The following is a 15,813-nucleotide window of genomic DNA, read 5'->3' as shown; positions in this document are numbered from 1 at the left end:
CAGCCACCTGCCGATGATCACCGTTCGGCTCCACCCGGGGGTCGTAGCGGGGCCGGTCAGCTCCAGCCGCGGCTCATCAGCGCCCGGCGGGTGCGGTCGAGCACCGTCGGCCGGTTGAGGTGTCGCTTGGCGAAGCGGAGCGCGAGCCAGCCGTCGGCCGCCATCAGCGAATAGCGGTCGATGTCGGTGCCGAACGTGTCGGCGTCCGCATGGTGCGCGCCCTCGTACTCCAGCAGCACCCGCCACTGCGGATAGCCGAGGTCCCCGTGGGCGACCTCGTTCCCCCGGCGGTCGTGCACGGGGACCTGTGGCACCGGATCGGGCAGCTCGCTGGTCAGGAGCCAGTACCGCATGAGGCTCTCCGGCCGGGACATCGCCGCGCCCGAGAGCAGGGGTGCGCAGGCCCGGGCCCGGACGACGCCGCGGACCCGGTCGGCGCGCGCCAGCCGCTGGAGGAGGTGCTGCGGGGTCGTCCGCCCGCGCCGCAGGAAGGCGTCGCCGACGGCCACGAGCTCCTCCGGGGGCAGGACGGCCGCGAGGTCGAGGAACGTCTGCGGGGCGGCGGTGACACGCAGGCCGTCCAGCTCGACGACGTCGGCGGTGGTCAGCGCCCGCGTGTGGACGACGAGCTCGGCCCGCTGCGGCAGCACGCGCCGCGGGCGCAGGGCGACGTGGTGCCGGGCGGGCGGGTCCAGCCAGGCGCCGAGCAGGGCGGCGGCGGTGCGGTGGCTGTACGCGGCGTCCGCGGGGAGGACGGCGGCCAGCAGCTGCAGCCGCTCGCGGAGGTCGATCGCGTCGTCCAGCCGCACCACGAGGTCGTGGGTGAGGCGGAGGTAGGAGGGCCCGCGCAGCCGGGCGCGGGTGAGGCCGGCGGCCCGTGCGGAGGCGGCCGAGAAGGTCGGAGGGAGGGCCATGCCTGCGCACGCTGCGTTTCCGCCGGCCGCGCGGGGAGGGCGACGGCGGATCTGTGGACCGGACCACGAGGTGTGGACGCGGCGGCGATCATCGGCGGGTGGCTGCCCGCCACGCCGCGGAGGGCAGCCACCCGCCGATGATCAACGCAAAGAGCGAGCGAGGGATCAGCCCAGGCGGGCCAGCTGCTCGGGAGTCAGCTGCAGGTCCGCGGCCGCGGCGGAGTCGGTGATGGACGCCGGCCGGGAGGCGCCCGGGATGGGCAGCACGACGTCGGACTGCGCCAGGTGCCAGGCCAGAGTCACCCGGTACACCGAGACCCCGAGCTCGGCGGCCACCTCGGCGAAGGCCGGTGCGGTGGCGTCCAGCGACTTCGCGGCCGACACCCCGCCGAAGGGGCTCCACGGGAGGAACGCCAGGCCGTGCGCGGCGCAGTGGGCCAGCTCGTCGGCGGAGAACCGCCAGCCGGGGGAGAACTGGTTCTGCACCGCCACCAGGGCGTTCCCGAGCACCGACCGGGCGACGTCGATCTGCGCGATGTCGGCGTTGGACACCCCGACCGCCCGGACGAGCCCGGCGTCGACCAGGGCCCGCAGCCCGGCCATCGACTCCTCCCACGGCGTCGCGGGGTCGGGCCGGTGGAACTGGTAGAGGTCGATGGCGTCGCCACCGAGCCGCCGCAGGGACGCCTCGCACGCCCGGCGCAGGTAGGCCGGGGTGCCGTCGAGGTCCCAGTCGGTGCCGCGCCGGGTGTGCCCGCCCTTGGTGGCGACGAGGACGCCGGAGGTGTCTCCGCCGTAGGAGCGCAGCGCCCGGGCCACCAGCTCCTCGTTGTGGCCGAACTCCGCCTCGTCGCGGGAGTAGGCGTCGGCGGTGTCGACGAGCGTCACCCCCGCGTCGAGCGCGGCGTGGACCACCGCCTCGGCGTCGGCCGGCGAGGGCCGGCCGGTCTTCGTCGACAGGGGCATCGCCCCCAGCCCGACGGCGCTGACGGTGCGGTCTCCGATACGTCGCTGCTGCACGGAGCTGTCGTTCCCCGCGGGTAGCGTCGCAACCGTGGAGGCACCGTGACGTCCCTGTTCGACGAGCCGGCCGGGCAGGAGCCGGGCGCCGTCGATCCGGGCGCCCCGCTCGCGGTCCGGATGCGGCCGCGCTCGCTCGACGAGGTGGTGGGCCAGCAGCATCTGCTGGGGCCCCGCTCCCCGCTGCGCCGCCTGGTCGAGGCCGACGAGCCGATGTCGCTGGTCCTCTACGGCCCCCCGGGCACGGGCAAGACCACGCTGGCGCACGTCATCTCGCTGGCCACCAAGCGGCAGTTCGTCCAGCTGTCGGCGCTCGACTCCGGCGTCAAGGAGGTCCGCGCGGTCATCGCCTCCGCCAAGCGGGAGCTGACCTACGCGAGCCGCCGCACCGTGCTGTTCATCGACGAGGTGCACCGGTTCTCCAAGACGCAGCAGGACTCGCTGCTTTCCGCGGTGGAGGACCGGATCGTCAGCCTCATCGCCGCCACCACGGAGAACCCGTTCTTCTCCGTGGTGAGCCCGCTGCTGTCGCGCAGCCTCGTGCTCGCGCTCCAGCCGCTGGACGACGACGACGTCCGCACCCTGCTGCGCCGGGCGCTGACCAGCGACCGCGGGCTCGACGGTGCGGTCACGCTGAGCGCGGAGGCGCAGGAGCACCTGGTCCGCGTCGCCGGCGGCGACGGCCGCAAGGCGCTGACGGCGTTGGAGTCCGGTGCCGGCGCGGCCGTCGCCGCGGGGGCGCAGGAGATCGACCTGGCGACGCTGGAGACCGCGGTCGCGCAGGCCGCCGTCCGGTACGACCGGCAGGGCGACATGCACTACGACGTCGCCAGCGCACTGATCAAGTCCATCCGGGGCAGCGACGTCGACGCGGCGCTGCACTACCTGGCCCGGATGGTCGAGGCGGGGGAGGACCCGCGGTTCATCGCCCGCCGGCTGGTCATCGCCGCCAGCGAGGACATCGGGATGGCCGACCCGACGGCGCTGCAGACCGCCGTCGCCGCGGCCGACGCGGTGGCCTTCATCGGCATGCCCGAGGGGCACTTCCCGCTCGCGCACGCCGTCGTCCACCTGGCCACCGCGCCCAAGTCCAACGCCGTCACCGTGGCGATCGGGGAGTCCGTCGCCGACGTCCGCGCGGGCCTGGCCGGTCCCGTGCCGCCGGGGCTGCGCGACGCCCACTACTCGGGCGCCAAGCAGCTGGGGCACGGCGGTACCTACCGGTACCCGCACGACTCGCCCGACGGGATCGTGCCGCAGCAGTACCCGCCCGACGCCCTGGTGGGCCGCGACTACTACCGGCCCACGCAGCGCGGCGCCGAGGGGCCGATCGCGGCGCGGCTGGGCAAGCTGCGGGCCATCCTGCGGCGGGGTCGCTGAGCACCCCACCGCCCACGACCGCCGACCCCCGCCCCACGGGTCCCGGCTGGCGGGGCGGCCCGGCGCCCGGCGACTACTGTGACCACGCCGGGGAGCCCCGGCGCCACGGTCGCAACCGACGAAGAGGAGACGCCGCGTGTCCGCAGGAGAGTGGGCCGGACTGATCGCAGCCCTGGCGCTGGTGCTGCTGGTGCTGCTGCTGGCCGTTCCGCTGCTCAAGCTGGGCCGCACGCTGGACGAGACGACGCTGACCATCCGCCAGGTGCGCGAGCAGAGCGCTCCGATCCTGGCGCAGGCGACCACCACGGTCGGCCACGTCAACTCCAACCTCGAGCGGGTCGACGACATCACCGGCAACGCCGCGAACGTGTCGAGCAACGTCGCGGCCCTGACCAGCGTCGTGGCCGCCACGCTCGGCAGCCCGCTGATCAAGGTCGCCGCGTTCAGCTACGGCGTCCGCAGCGCGGCGAAGAAGCGGCGGGAGGGCGTGGCGCTGGCCGAGGCCGCGCAGCGCGACAAGGACGCCCGGCGCGAGCGCCGCGCGGCGCGGCGGGCCGCCTGATGCGCCGGCTGTTCTGGCTGGCCATGGGCGTGACCATCGGCGCCCTGGTGGTCCGCAAGCTCTCACGCGCCGCCGAGAAGCTCACCCCGCAGGGCATCGCGGGGGCGCTGGTCGAGGGGCTGCGCGACCTCGCCGACGCGATCGGTGACTTCGGGGCCGACGTCCGCGCCGCCGCGGCCACGCGTGAGGGCGAGCTGCGGTCGGGTACCGGCCTGGACGCGCCCCTGCCCGAGCGCGGCGCCGAGCCCGGCCGGCACAGCGCACCGCCCGCCGACCGCTGACCTCCGGCGGGGCCGGCCGCACCGCCGACGCCGTCCCCGCACCCCTGAGAACCGAGTAGGACATGCAGACCGCCGAGATCCGTCGTCGTTTCCTGGAGCACTTCGCCGCCCGGGGTCACACCGTCGTCCCCAGCGCCTCGCTGGTCTCGCCGGATCCCTCGCTGCTGTTCACCGTCGCCGGCATGGTGCCGTTCATCCCGTACCTGACCGGCCGGGAGCCGGCGCCGTACCAGCGCGCCACCAGCGTGCAGAAGTGTGTCCGGACCCTCGACATCGAGGAGGTCGGCAAGACCACCCGGCACGGCACGTTCTTCCAGATGAACGGCAACTTCTCCTTCGGCGACTACTTCAAGGAAGGCGCGATCCAGTACGCCTGGGACCTCGTCACCGGCCCGGTGGCCGACGGCGGCCTGGGGTTCGACCCGGAGACGATCTGGGTGACCGTGTACCTGGACGACGACGAGGCCGCCGAGGCCTGGCACCGCATCGCCGGCCTGCCGGCCGAGCGCATCCAGCGGCTGGGCATGGAGGACAACTACTGGTCCACCGGGGCGCCCGGCCCGGCCGGCCCGTGCTCGGAGATCTACGTCGACCGCGGCCCGCAGTTCGGGCCCGACGGCGGCCCGGCCGTGGACCGTGCCGGCGACCGGTTCCTGGAGATCTGGAACCTCGTGTTCATGCAGTACGAGCGGGGCGCCGGGGAGGGCAAGGACTTCCCGATCCTCGGCGAGCTGCCGAAGAAGAACATCGACACCGGCATGGGCCTGGAGCGGGTGGCCTTCCTGCTGCAGGGCGTCGACAACATGTACGAGATCGACGAGGTCGCGCCCGTGCTGCGCCGGGCCGCCGACCTGGCGGGGGTCACCTACGGCAAGGACCACGAGGCCGACGTCCGGCTGCGCGTGGTGGCCGACCACGTGCGCAGCGGCCTCATGCTCATCGGCGACGGCGTCACCCCGGGCAACGAGGGCCGCGGCTACATCCTGCGCCGGCTGCTGCGCCGGGCCGTCCGGTCCATGAAGCTGCTCGGCGTCGACGAGGCCTCGCTGCCCGAGCTGCTGCCGGTGTCCCGCGACGCGATGAGCGCCAGCTACCCCGACCTGGCCACCGACTTCGCCCGCATCTCCTCGGTCGCCTACGCCGAGGAGGAGGCCTTCCGGCGCACGCTGGCCTCCGGCACGGCGCTGTTCGACACGGTGGTCGGGCAGGCCCGGAAGGCCGGGACGCCGTCGCTGTCGGGCGAGCAGGCGTTCTCCCTGCACGACACCTACGGCTTCCCGATCGACGTCACCCTCGAGATGGCCGCCGAGCAGGGCGTCACCGTCGACGAGGCCGGCTTCCGCGCGCTCATGCAGCAGCAGCGCGACCGCGCCCGCGCCGACGCCCGCGCCAAGCGCACCGGCGCGGTCGACGTCCTGGCCTACCGCCGCCTGCTGGCCGAGCACGGCCCCACGGACTGGCTGGCCTACGAGACCCTGCGCACGGACTCGCGGGTGCTCGCGGTGGTGTCCGAGCTGACCGACGACGACGGCGCTGCGAGCGTCGCCGGCCCGGGCGAGATCACCCGCGTGGTCCTCGACCGGACGCCGTTCTACGCCGAGTCCGGCGGCCAGGTGGCCGACGCCGGCGTCCTGACCTGGGACGGCGGCCGCGCCGAGGTGCTCGACGTGCAGCGGCCGGTCAAGGGCCTGGTCGCCCACCAGGTGCGCGTGCTCGAGGGCGAGCTGCGGGCGGGGGTCGCGCTGACCGCCGAGGTGGACCACCAGTGGCGGCTGTCGGCGTGCCAGGCGCACTCGGGCACCCACGTCGTGCACGCGGCGCTGCGCCAGGTGCTCGGCCCGCAGGCGCTGCAGTCGGGCTCCTACAACCGGCCGGGCTACCTGCGGCTGGACTTCGCCTGGCAGGGCGCGCTCAGCGGCGTCCAGCGCACCGACATCGAGGACGTCGCCAACGCCGCCGTCCGCGCCGACCACGCGGTCACCGCCAGCTGGATGACGCTGCCCGAGGCGCAGGCGTTCGGGGCGCTCGCGCTGTTCGGCGAGACCTACTCCGAGCAGGTCCGGGTCGTGGAGATCGGCGGGCCCTGGTCGCGCGAGCTCTGCGGTGGCACCCACGTGCGCGGCAGCGCCCAGATCGGCACGCTCGCGCTGACCGGGGAGTCCTCGGTCGGCTCCGGCGCCCGCCGCGTCGAGGCCGCCGTCGGGCTGGAGGGCTTCCGCTACCTCGCCCGGGAGCGCGACCTGGTCCGCCAGCTCGGCGAGCTGCTGAAGACCCCGTCCGACGGCCTGGTGGACCGGATCGGCGGGCTCCTGGCCCGGCAGCGGGAGACCGAGAAGGAACTGGCCGAGCTCCGGGCCCAGCAGTCCGTGGCCGCCGCCGGCACGCTCGCCTCCGGCGCGTCGGACGTCGGCGGGGTGGCGGTCGTGACCGGCGCGCCGGCCGGCCTGTCCGGCGGTGACCTGCGCACCCTCGCCCTCGACGTCCGCGGCCGGCTGGGCGATCGGCCCGCCGTGGTCTTGCTGGCCTCGGAGTCGGGGGGCAAGGTGGCCCTCGTGGCGGCTCTCACGCCCGCCGCGCAGGAGCGAGGTCTGTCGGCCAACGACGTGCTGCGGGCGGCCGCGGCGCCCGTCGGTGGCCGAGGTGGTGGCAAGGCCGACGTCGCCCAGGGCGGCGGTACCGACCCGGGCGGCATCCCCGCGGCCCTGGCGGCCGGCGAGAAGGCGGTCCGGACCGCCGTGGCGGAGGGAAGCTGAGATGCCCGAGCAGCGCTGGGACCCCGAGGAGACCGGCCCGGTCGGGGAGCGCCGCGTGCAGCGCCCCGCCGTCCCGCCCGCGAAGCCGCGGCCCGGTCCGCAGGATCAGCCGGTCCACCACGCCACCACGGAGATCGACCTGCGCCAGGGCTTCCCGCCGGTGCGCAACGAGACCACCGAGATCGACCTCTCCGGCATGCCGGCCGGGCTGCCCATCCCGCCGCGCAAGTCCCGGCAGGGCCGCCGGCTCGGCCTGGACGTCGGCACCGTGCGCGTCGGGGTGGCGCTGTCGGACCCGACCGGCACGCTGGCCAGCCCGCTGGAGACGGTGAACCGGGCCCGCGACGAGTCCGATCTGGACCACATCGCCGCGCTCGTCGTGGAACACGAGGTGACAGAGGTGATCGTGGGGGAGCCGCGACACCTCTCGGGTGCGTCGGGCGCCTCCGCCCGCGAGGCGCGTGCCTACTCTCGATCACTCGCCGGGCGGATCGGCGCCGTGCCCGTGCACCTCGTCGACGAAAGGCTCTCCACCGTGACTGCAGCGGGTTCCCTCCGGGCGAGCGGGCTCGACAGCCGTCAGCAGCGCCCCGTGATCGACCAGGCGGCCGCGGTCGTCATCCTGCAGACCTATCTGGACGCCCAACGGGGGCGCTCGTGAGCTTCCCGACCCCGCCCGGTGGGCGGGGTGGGCAGCCGGGGCCCGGCGACGCCGGGCAGTCGCTGAGCGCCTGGGCGGCCGCGCTGCCCCGGCAGCAGCCGCCCGCGCGGCGGGATCCGGGCACCCCGGCCGCCCCGGTGGCGGTGCCGCCGCGGCGCCGCGCGGGCGTCATCGACCGCGCCGACGCACCCGACTTCCCGATCGCCGAGTACGCCCGCCACTCCGGCGGCGGTGGCGACGACGACGAGAGCACCGGCCGCCTGCCCGGCGTGGGCGACGCCGCGACGCCGCCGCTGCCCCCGGTGCCCGGCGCGCCGCTGCCCCCGCGCCCGGCGGGCACCTGGTCCCGGCTGCAGCGCCGCAGCGATGTCGCTGCCGACGACGAGGCGACCGTCGCCCAGCCCGCGGTCGGCACCCCCGGTCCGCCGCCGGGCGGCGACGAGCACCCGCCCGCCGCGACCGACGACACCGGCGCCCACCCCGTGGACGGGCACGACGACCACACCGGCGGCCTCGAGGTCGTCGTGGCCGACGCGGGCAACCGCCGCTCCCGCCGGGCGCGCCGCGCCGCGGAGCACGACCACGACGCCCACGACCACGACCCCCACGACCACGACCCCCACGAGGACGACGACCACGCCGACGCGCGGCCCCGCCGCCGCCGCCCCGTCGCGATCCTCGTCTCGCTCGTGGTCCTCGCCGCGGTGGTGGCGGGCATCGTCGTCGGCGGCAAGGCCCTGCTGGACCTGATCAACCCCGCCGACGAGGACTACAGCGGCCAGGGCACGGGCAGCGTGCAGGTCCGCATCGCCGACGGCGACACGCTCAGCGACATCGGGCGCACGCTCGCCGAGGCCGACGTCATCGCATCCGTGGGCCCGTTCGTCACGGCCGCCGAGGCGGTTCCGGCGGCCATGGGCATCCAGCCCGGGGTGTACGGGATGCGCCTGCAGATGAGCGGCGCGGCGGCCCTGGACCTGCTGCTCGACCCGGCCAGCCGGCTGTTCTCCCGCGTCACGATCCCCGAGGGGTTCACCGTGCAGCGGGTCCTCGAACGGCTGGCGCAGGAGACCGACACGCCCGCGGAGGAACTGTTCAGCGCGTCGACGGACGTCGCGGCGATCGGCCTCCCGCCCTACGCCAACGGGCTGCTCGAGGGCTGGCTGTTCCCGGCCACCTACGACTTCGAGCCCGAGACCACGCCGCAGCAGATGCTCCAGCAGATGGTGAGCCGGACCGTGCAGGTGCTGGACTCCCTCGGGGTGGCGCCGGAGCAGCGGCTGCTGCTGGTCACCAAGGCCAGCCTGGTGCAGGCCGAGGCATCCCTGCCCGAGGACATGGGGCGCGTCGCGCAGGTGCTGGAGAACAGGCTGGCCTCCGGCATGCCGCTCCAGCTGGACAGCACGGTCAACTACGCGACCGGCGGAACGGGCATCACCACGACGGCCGACGAGCGGGCCAGCGACTCCCCGTACAACACCTACGCCCGCCCCGGCCTGCCGCCGGGGGCGATCGGCAATCCGGGCGAGGACGCGCTGCGTGCCGTGCTGGCCCCGACGCCGGGCCCGTGGCTCTACTTCGTCACGGTGAACCCCGACACCGGGGAGACCCGGTTCGCCGTGACGATCGAGGAGCACAACCAGAACGTGGCCCTGTTCCGGCAGTGGCTGGCGGAGAACCCGGACTGATGCGCGCGGCCGTCCTCGGCCGCCCGGTGACGCACTCGCTCTCCCCGTTGCTGCACCGGGCGGCCTACGCCGCTCTCGGCCTCGACGACTGGACCTACGACGCCCTGGACGTCGGGGCGGAGGAGCTCCCGGAGCTCATCGCGGGCCTCGGTCCCGAGTGGCGGGGCTTCTCGGTGACCATGCCGTGCAAGCAGGCCGCCGTCCGCGCCGCCGACGTCGTCGACCCGTTGCCCGCGCTGCTCGGCGCGGCCAACACGCTCCTGCGCACCGACGGCGGCGGGTGGCGGGCGGAGAACACCGACGTCGGCGGGGTGGGCATGGCGCTGCAGCTCGGGCTGCCGCCCGGGGCGGCCGAACGAGTGCCGCACGCGGCCGTCCTCGGGGCGGGCGGGACGGCGGTGGCGGCCGCGGTGGCGCTGGCCTCCCTCGGCGCCGAGCACGTCGACGTCGTCGTCCGCGAGCCCACCCGCGCCGGTGAGGTGGTCCGGGTGCTCGACCGGCTCGGCGTCGCCTCCGCCGTGCACCGCCTGGCCGGGGCGACCGTGACGGCCCCGGTGGTGGTCAGCACCGTGCCGATCGACGGGCAGCCCGGCCTGCTCGACCTGGGCTGGCGCGCCGGGCAGACCGTCCTGGACGTGCTCTACGCGCCGTGGCCGACGCCGCTGGCCGGGGCGGTCTCGGCCGCCGGAGGTGCGGTGATCAGCGGCCTGGAGGTGCTGTTCTGGCAGGCCACCGCGCAGGTGGAGCTCATGACCGGGCACCCGGCGCCGATCGAGGAGATGCGCCGGGCGCTGGACTCGCGGCCCGGGGCCGGCTCCTGAGCGGGAGCGGCCTCGGCACGGCGGGGGTCGCCCTCGACCCGCTCGCGGTCGCCGTCCTCGCCGTCCTCGCCGCGGTGGGGGTGGGCCCGTGGCTGGCCCGGTGCAGCGTCCGGCTGGCCCGGAGGGACGGGGGAGCCGCGCCCGGCCCGGTCCGGGTGCTGGTCACCTCCGCGCTGTTCGGCGGGCTGGTGGCCGGCGTGCTGGCGCTGACCGGCGTCCGGCCCGCCGCGGTGGCGCTGGCCTGGGCCGCGGGCGCCGGCGTGGTGCTCGCCGCCGTCGACCTGGCCGTGCACCGGCTGCCCGACCGGGTCCTGCTGCCGGCCGCGGCGGCGTGCGCGACCGCGCTCCTGGTCGACGCCCCGGCGACCGGCAGCTGGTCGGCGCTGGGCCGGGCGGCCCTCGCGTGCGGAGCCGCCTTCGCGCTGGCCGCGGGAGCCCGGGTCGCGTCCCCGGAGGGGCTCGGCTTCGGCGACGTGAAGCTGCTGGGCCTCCTCGGGCTCCTGCTGGGCTGGGCGGGGTGGGGCGTGCTGCTCGCGGGGGTGTTCCTGGGCCTGCTGACCGGTGCCGCGGTGTCGCTGCTGCTCGTCGCCACCCGGCGGGCGGGCTGGCGCACCGCCGTCCCGTTCGGGCCGCCGCTGCTGGCCGGCGCGGTCCTGGCCCTCGCGCTGGCCCACTGACGGCCGCGGGGCCCGGCGGGCGCCCCGCCCCCGGTGCGCGAGGCGGCAGGAGGGCGGGGGCCGGCGACTGGCAGAATCCCCGGCATGTTGCGCTGGCTGACCGCCGGTGAGTCGCACGGCCCTCAGCTCACCGCCATCCTCGAGGGGCTGCCTGCCGGCGTCGCCGTGCAGACCTCCGACCTCGACCTCGACCTCGCCCGCCGGCGCCTGGGCCACGGCCGCGGCGCCCGGATGTCGTTCGAGCAGGACGAGGTCGGCCTCACCGGCGGCGTCCGGCACGGCCGGACCCAGGGCGGCCCGATCGCCGTCCAGGTGGGCAACACCGAGTGGCCCAAGTGGCAGACGGTGATGGCATCGGACCCGGTCGACGCCGACATCCTCGCCGGGCAGGCGCGCAACGCGCCGCTCACCCGGCCGCGCCCGGGCCACGCCGACCTGCCCGGCATGCAGAAGTACGGGTTCGACGACGCCCGGCCGGTGCTGGAGCGGGCCAGCGCGCGCGAGACCGCGGCGCGGGTGGCGCTCGGCGCCATCGCCCGGGCCTTCCTGCGCCAGGCCCTCGACGTCGAGGTGGTCAGCCACGTGGTCGCCATCGGCCCGGTCGTGGTCCCCGACGGCGTCGTCCCGGGGCCCGGGGACAACCCGCTGATCGACCAGGACCCGGTGCGCTGCGCCGACCCCGCGACGAGCGCCGCGATGGTCGCCGAGATCGACGACGTCCGGAAGAACGGCGACACCCTCGGCGGGGTCATCGAGGTCGTCGTCCACGGGCTGCCGCCGGGTCTGGGCAGCCACGTGCACTGGGACCGCCGGCTGGACTCCCGCCTGGCCGGTGCGCTCATGGGCGTGCAGTCGGTCAAGGCGGTCGAGGTCGGCGACGGGCTGGAGACCGCCCGCCGCCGCGGCTCGGTGGCCCACGACGAGATCGTGCTCGCCGACGGCCGCGTCCAGCGGCTCTCCGACCGCGCCGGTGGCATCGAGGGCGGCATGAGCAACGGCGACGTCCTCCGCGTGCGCGCGGCGATGAAGCCGATCTCCACGGTGCCCCGGGCGCTGGCCACCGTGGACGTGGCCACCCGCGAGGCGGCCGTCGCGATCAACCAGCGCAGCGACGCCTGTGCGGTGCCGCGGGGCAGCGTGGTGATGGAGGCGATGGTCGCGCTGGTGCTGGCCGACGCCGCGCTGGAGAAGTTCGGCGGCGACTCGCTCCCCGAGACCCGCCGCAACGCCCGGGCCTACCTCGACGCCCTGACGATCAGGTGAGCGAGCTCGCGAGTTCACCGGTGAGCGGCCCCGTCCTGGTCCTCGTCGGGCCGCCCACCTCCGGCAAGACGACGGTCGGCCGGGCGGTGTCGGCCCGGCTCGGCCTGTCCTTCCGCGACACCGACGCCGACGTGGAGGCGACGACGGGCAGCCGCGTCGCCGACCTGTTCGTCGACGCCGGGGAGGCCCGCTTCCGGGAGTTGGAGGAGGCCGCGGTCGCGCGGGCCCTGGCCGAGCACGACGGCGTCCTGGCGCTCGGCGGGGGCGCGGTGCTCTCCGCGGCCAGCCGCGCGCTGCTGGTGGCCCACGGCCGGGCCGGCGGCGCCGTGGTGTGGCTGGACGTCGACCTGGCGACAGCCGCCAAGCGCGCCGGCTTCAACCGCGACCGGCCCCTGCTGGCGGTCAACCCGAGGGCAATGCTGCGCACGATGCTCGCCGAGCGCGCCCCGCTGTACGCCGAGGTCGCCACGGCGACCGTCGCGACGGGCGACCGCGCGCCCGAGGAGGTCGTCGCCGACGTGCTCGCCGCCCTGCCCGCCTCGGCCGGTTCGCCCGCGGAGGGGCAGCGATGAGGCGGGTGACGGTCGCGGGGGACAAGCCCTACGAGGTGGTCATCGGTCCCGGCGCCCAGGCGGAGCTGGCCCTGGTGCTGGCCGGCACGCCGCGCGCCGTCGTCGTCCACGCACCGCCGCTGGCCGCCCTCGCCGGCGCGGCGGTGGAGACGCTGCAGACCGCCGGGGTGGCCGCCGAGGCCGTCGTCGTCCCCGACGGCGAGGCCGCGAAGACCGCGGAGGTCGCGGCCGGGGCGTGGGAGGAGTTCGGCCGGCTGGGGCTGACCCGCTCCGACGCGGTCGTCGGCGTCGGCGGGGGAGCGGTCACCGACCTGGCCGGGTTCCTCGCCGCCACCTGGGTCCGCGGGGTGCGCGTGGTGCACCTGCCCACCAGCCTGCTCGGCATGGTCGACGCCGCGGTCGGCGGCAAGACCGGCATCAACACCGGCGCGGGCAAGAACCTCGTGGGCTCGTTCCACCCGCCGGCGGGGGTGCTCGCCGACACCGACGTCCTCGCCGGGCTGCCCGCGGCCGAGTTCCGGTCGGGGCTGGCCGAGGTGGTCAAGTGCGGCTTCATCGCCGACGGCCGGATCCTCGAGCTGCTCGAGGCCGACCCGACCGGCCGCCGCGACACCGCCGAGCTCATCGAGCGCGCCGTCCAGGTCAAGGCCGACGCCGTCGGCGAGGACCTGTTCGACACCGGCCGCCGCGAGTTCCTCAACTACGGCCACACGCTGGCGCACGCCATCGAGCGGGTCGAGGACTTCGGCTGGCGGCACGGCGAGGCCGTCGCCGTCGGCCTGGTCTTCGCCGCCGAGCTCGCCGGCCAGGCGGGGCTGCTGAGCCGCGCCGAGGTGGACCGGCACGCCACCCTCGTCGAGGCCATGGGCCTGCCGACCCGCTACGCCGGCGACTGGGCCACGCTCCAGGGCGTCATGCGCATCGACAAGAAGGCCCGCGGGGCCTCGCTGCGCTTCGTCGTCCTCGACGGCATGGGCAACCCGCGCATCCTGACCGACCCCGACCAGGCGTGGCTCGACGCGGCCTGGGCCGCGGTCGCCGCCTGAGCCCACCACCGGAGACGGAGACCGCATGACGATCCAGGTGCTGAACGGCGCCAACCTCGGCCGGCTGGGCACCCGCGAGCCGGAGGTCTACGGAACGACGACGCACGCCCAGCTCGTCGAGCTGATCGAGGCCGCGGCCGCCCAGCTCGGCCTGCACGTGCAGGTCCGGCAGACCGACGACGAGGGCCAGCTGCTGCGCTGGGTGCACGAGGCCACCGACGCCGGCGACCCGATCGTGATCAACCCCGGCGGCTGGACGCACACCTCGGTGGTGCTGCGCGACGCCGTGGCCGCCGCGACCGCACCGGTGGTGGAGGTGCACATCAGCAACGTGCACGCCCGCGAGGACTTCCGCCGGCACTCCTACCTCTCCCCGGTGGTGTCCGGGGTGATCGCGGGGCTGGGCATCGACGGCTACGTGCTGGCGCTGCGCTGGCTCGCCGCCCGGGACGCGCGGTGAGGCGCGGAGCCGGACGGGGAGGGCGCTGACCATGGACACCCGGGGACGGCGGGAGCGGCTGCGGGCCGCGGCCGCCGAGCGCGGACTGGACGCCGTCCTGGTCACCGACCTGCTCAACGTCCGCTACCTGACCGGGTTCACCGGCTCCAACGGGGCGCTGCTGCTGCGGACCGGCCCGTCGGCGGCGCACCCCGACCTCTTCGGCACCGACGGCCGCTACACCACCCAGGCTGCGGCGCAGGTCCCCGACCTGCAGGTCCTCGTCGACCGCGGCACCGTGGCGGCGCTGGCGCGGGCCGCGGTCCGCGGCGGCGCCGGCCGGATCGGCTTCGAGAGCCACGTGGTGACCGTCGACGGGCTCGCCGGGCTGGAGCGGGTCGTGACCGAGGCGGCCGACGGCGGCGCCGTGCCCGAGCTGGCCAGCGTGCGCCGCGCGGTGGAGCAGCTGCGCGCGGCCAAGGACGACGACGAGGTGGCGGCGCTGCGGCGCGCGTGCGCGGTGGCCGACACGGCGCTGGCCGAGCTGGCCGCCGAGGGCGCGCTCCGCCCCGGCCGCACCGAGCTGCAGGTCGGCCGCGAGCTGGACGCCCGGATGATGCAGCTGGGCGCCGAGGGGCCCTCGTTCGAGACGATCGTGGCCAGCGGCGCGAACTCCGCGATCCCGCACCACCGGCCCGACGCGACGGTGCTGCGCGAGGGCGACTTCCTCAAGCTCGACTTCGGCGCGACCGTCGACGGGTACCACTCCGACATGACCCGGACCGTGGTGCTCGGGCACGCGGCGGACTGGCAGCGCGAGATCTACGACCTCGTCGCGCGGGCCCAGGCGGCCGGCCGGGCCGCGCTGGCCGTGGGTGCCGACGTCGTGGCGGTGGACGCCGCCGCCCGTGAGGTCATCGCCGCGGCCGGCCACGGCGAGCACTTCTCGCACGGTCTCGGCCACGGCGTGGGGCTGGAGATCCACGAGGCGCCGGGCATCGGCCCGCTCGGCGGGGGTACGCTGACCGCCGGCATGGCCGTCACCGTGGAGCCGGGGGTCTACCTGCCCGGTCACGGCGGTGTCCGGATCGAGGACACCCTGGTCGTCGCGGACGACGAGCCCGAGTTGTTGACCCTCACGAGCAAGGAACTGCTGGTTCTCTAGATGGCTACCACCAACGACCTGAAGAACGGCATCGTCCTCAAGCTGGACGGCCAGCTCTGGACCGTCACCGACTTCCAGCACGTCAAGCCCGGCAAGGGCGGGGCGTTCGTGCGCACCACGCTGAAGAACGTGCTCTCGGGCAAGGTCGTGGACAAGACGTTCAACGCCGGCCTGAAGGTCGAGACGGCCACGGTCGACAAGCGGAACATGACGTACCTGTACAAGGACGGCGCCGACTTCGTCTTCATGGACGGCGACACGTTCGACCAGATCCACGTGCCGGACGCCACCGTCGGCGACGGCGCCGACTACCTCCTGGAGAACACCGAGGCCGTCGTCGCCGTGCACGACGGGGTGCCGCTGTACGTCGAGCTGCCGGTGACCCTGGAGCTCGTCGTCCAGCACACCGACCCCGGCCTGCAGGGCGACCGCTCCACCGGCGGCACGAAGCCGGCGACGCTGGAGACCGGCGCGCAGATCCAGGTCCCGCTGTTCATCAACACCGGTGACAAGCTCAAGGTCGACACCCGCGACGGCCGGTACCTCGGCCGCGTCAACTGACCCGGCCCCG

Annotated in this window: 16 protein-coding genes; 14 read left to right on the top strand and 2 right to left on the bottom strand. The window is 75.7% G+C overall.

Translation table 11 applies throughout. The features are described 5' to 3' along the window. Positions 1–56: 56 nt before the first annotated feature. The gene (locus BMY88_RS12520; RefSeq protein ID WP_091943632.1) at positions 57–914 is read right to left on the bottom strand and encodes a hypothetical protein; all 858 of its coding nucleotides are present in this window, start codon (positions 912–914) and stop codon (positions 57–59) included. Between the two features lie 165 nt (positions 915–1,079). Continuing rightward, positions 1,080–1,934 carry an aldo/keto reductase gene (locus tag BMY88_RS12515; protein ID WP_091943952.1) on the bottom strand — a complete coding sequence of 285 codons (855 nt, stop codon included), beginning with the start codon at positions 1,932–1,934 and terminating at the stop codon, positions 1,080–1,082. A 45-nt stretch (positions 1,935–1,979) separates the two neighbouring features. Here BMY88_RS12515 and BMY88_RS12510 point away from each other — a divergent pair, with 45 nt between their 5' ends. From BMY88_RS12510 to efp, 14 genes are all read left to right on the top strand, one after another. Further along, entirely contained in the window at positions 1,980–3,314 is a 1,335-nt protein-coding gene (locus BMY88_RS12510; RefSeq protein WP_091943630.1) for a replication-associated recombination protein A, read from the top strand. A 136-nt stretch (positions 3,315–3,450) separates the two neighbouring features. Beyond that, positions 3,451–3,876 carry a DUF948 domain-containing protein gene (locus BMY88_RS12505; protein ID WP_091943628.1) on the top strand — a complete coding sequence of 142 codons (426 nt, stop codon included), beginning with the start codon at positions 3,451–3,453 and terminating at the stop codon, positions 3,874–3,876. Beyond that, positions 3,876–4,157: a hypothetical protein gene (locus tag BMY88_RS12500; protein ID WP_091943626.1), complete on the top strand. Its 282-nt coding sequence runs from the start codon at positions 3,876–3,878 to the stop codon at positions 4,155–4,157. The genes BMY88_RS12505 and BMY88_RS12500 overlap by 1 nt, the downstream gene beginning before the upstream one ends. A gap of 62 nt (positions 4,158–4,219) precedes the next feature. Next, complete coding sequence (alaS, locus tag BMY88_RS12495) at positions 4,220–6,910, top strand: alanine--tRNA ligase (RefSeq protein ID WP_091943624.1); 2,691 nt, start codon at positions 4,220–4,222, stop codon at positions 6,908–6,910. A 1-nt stretch (position 6,911) separates the two neighbouring features. Further along, positions 6,912–7,571 (top strand): Holliday junction resolvase RuvX, encoded by a 660-nt coding sequence (gene ruvX, locus BMY88_RS12490; RefSeq protein ID WP_091943622.1) that lies wholly within the window; start codon positions 6,912–6,914, stop codon positions 7,569–7,571. After that, positions 7,568–9,259 (top strand): endolytic transglycosylase MltG, encoded by a 1,692-nt coding sequence (gene mltG, locus BMY88_RS12485; protein ID WP_244524643.1) that lies wholly within the window; start codon positions 7,568–7,570, stop codon positions 9,257–9,259. Before ruvX ends, mltG begins: the two co-directional genes overlap by 4 nt. Beyond that, complete coding sequence (locus BMY88_RS12480; protein WP_091943620.1) at positions 9,259–10,080, top strand: shikimate dehydrogenase; 822 nt, start codon at positions 9,259–9,261, stop codon at positions 10,078–10,080. The genes mltG and BMY88_RS12480 overlap by 1 nt, the downstream gene beginning before the upstream one ends. Positions 10,081–10,154: 74 nt before the next feature. Then, positions 10,155–10,757 (top strand): prepilin peptidase, encoded by a 603-nt coding sequence (locus BMY88_RS12475; protein ID WP_244524642.1) that lies wholly within the window; start codon positions 10,155–10,157, stop codon positions 10,755–10,757. An 84-nt stretch (positions 10,758–10,841) separates the two neighbouring features. Next, the gene (gene aroC, locus BMY88_RS12470) at positions 10,842–12,020 is read left to right on the top strand and encodes a chorismate synthase (protein WP_091943618.1); all 1,179 of its coding nucleotides are present in this window, start codon (positions 10,842–10,844) and stop codon (positions 12,018–12,020) included. 20 nt (positions 12,021–12,040) lie between these two features. Beyond that, complete coding sequence (locus BMY88_RS12465; protein WP_091943616.1) at positions 12,041–12,592, top strand: shikimate kinase; 552 nt, start codon at positions 12,041–12,043, stop codon at positions 12,590–12,592. Next, the gene (gene aroB, locus BMY88_RS12460; RefSeq protein WP_091943611.1) at positions 12,589–13,638 is read left to right on the top strand and encodes a 3-dehydroquinate synthase; all 1,050 of its coding nucleotides are present in this window, start codon (positions 12,589–12,591) and stop codon (positions 13,636–13,638) included. Before BMY88_RS12465 ends, aroB begins: the two co-directional genes overlap by 4 nt. A gap of 25 nt (positions 13,639–13,663) precedes the next feature. Continuing rightward, positions 13,664–14,098, top strand: a complete 435-nt coding sequence (gene aroQ / locus BMY88_RS12455; protein WP_091943608.1) for a type II 3-dehydroquinate dehydratase — start codon at positions 13,664–13,666, stop codon at positions 14,096–14,098. A 31-nt stretch (positions 14,099–14,129) separates the two neighbouring features. Then, positions 14,130–15,242, top strand: a complete 1,113-nt coding sequence (locus tag BMY88_RS12450) for a M24 family metallopeptidase (RefSeq protein WP_091943606.1) — start codon at positions 14,130–14,132, stop codon at positions 15,240–15,242. Next, a complete protein-coding gene (efp, locus tag BMY88_RS12445) occupies positions 15,243–15,803 on the top strand; it encodes an elongation factor P (RefSeq protein WP_091943605.1) in 561 nt (186 codons plus the stop codon). Positions 15,804–15,813 lie beyond the last annotated feature (10 nt).

It is taken from the genome of Trujillonella endophytica, from assembly GCF_900110555.1.
Taxonomy (GTDB): Bacteria; Actinomycetota; Actinomycetes; order Mycobacteriales; family Geodermatophilaceae; genus Trujillonella; species Trujillonella endophytica.
Note: the sequence above shows the minus strand (reverse complement) of the source record. Positions and strands in the feature narration are given on the sequence as shown.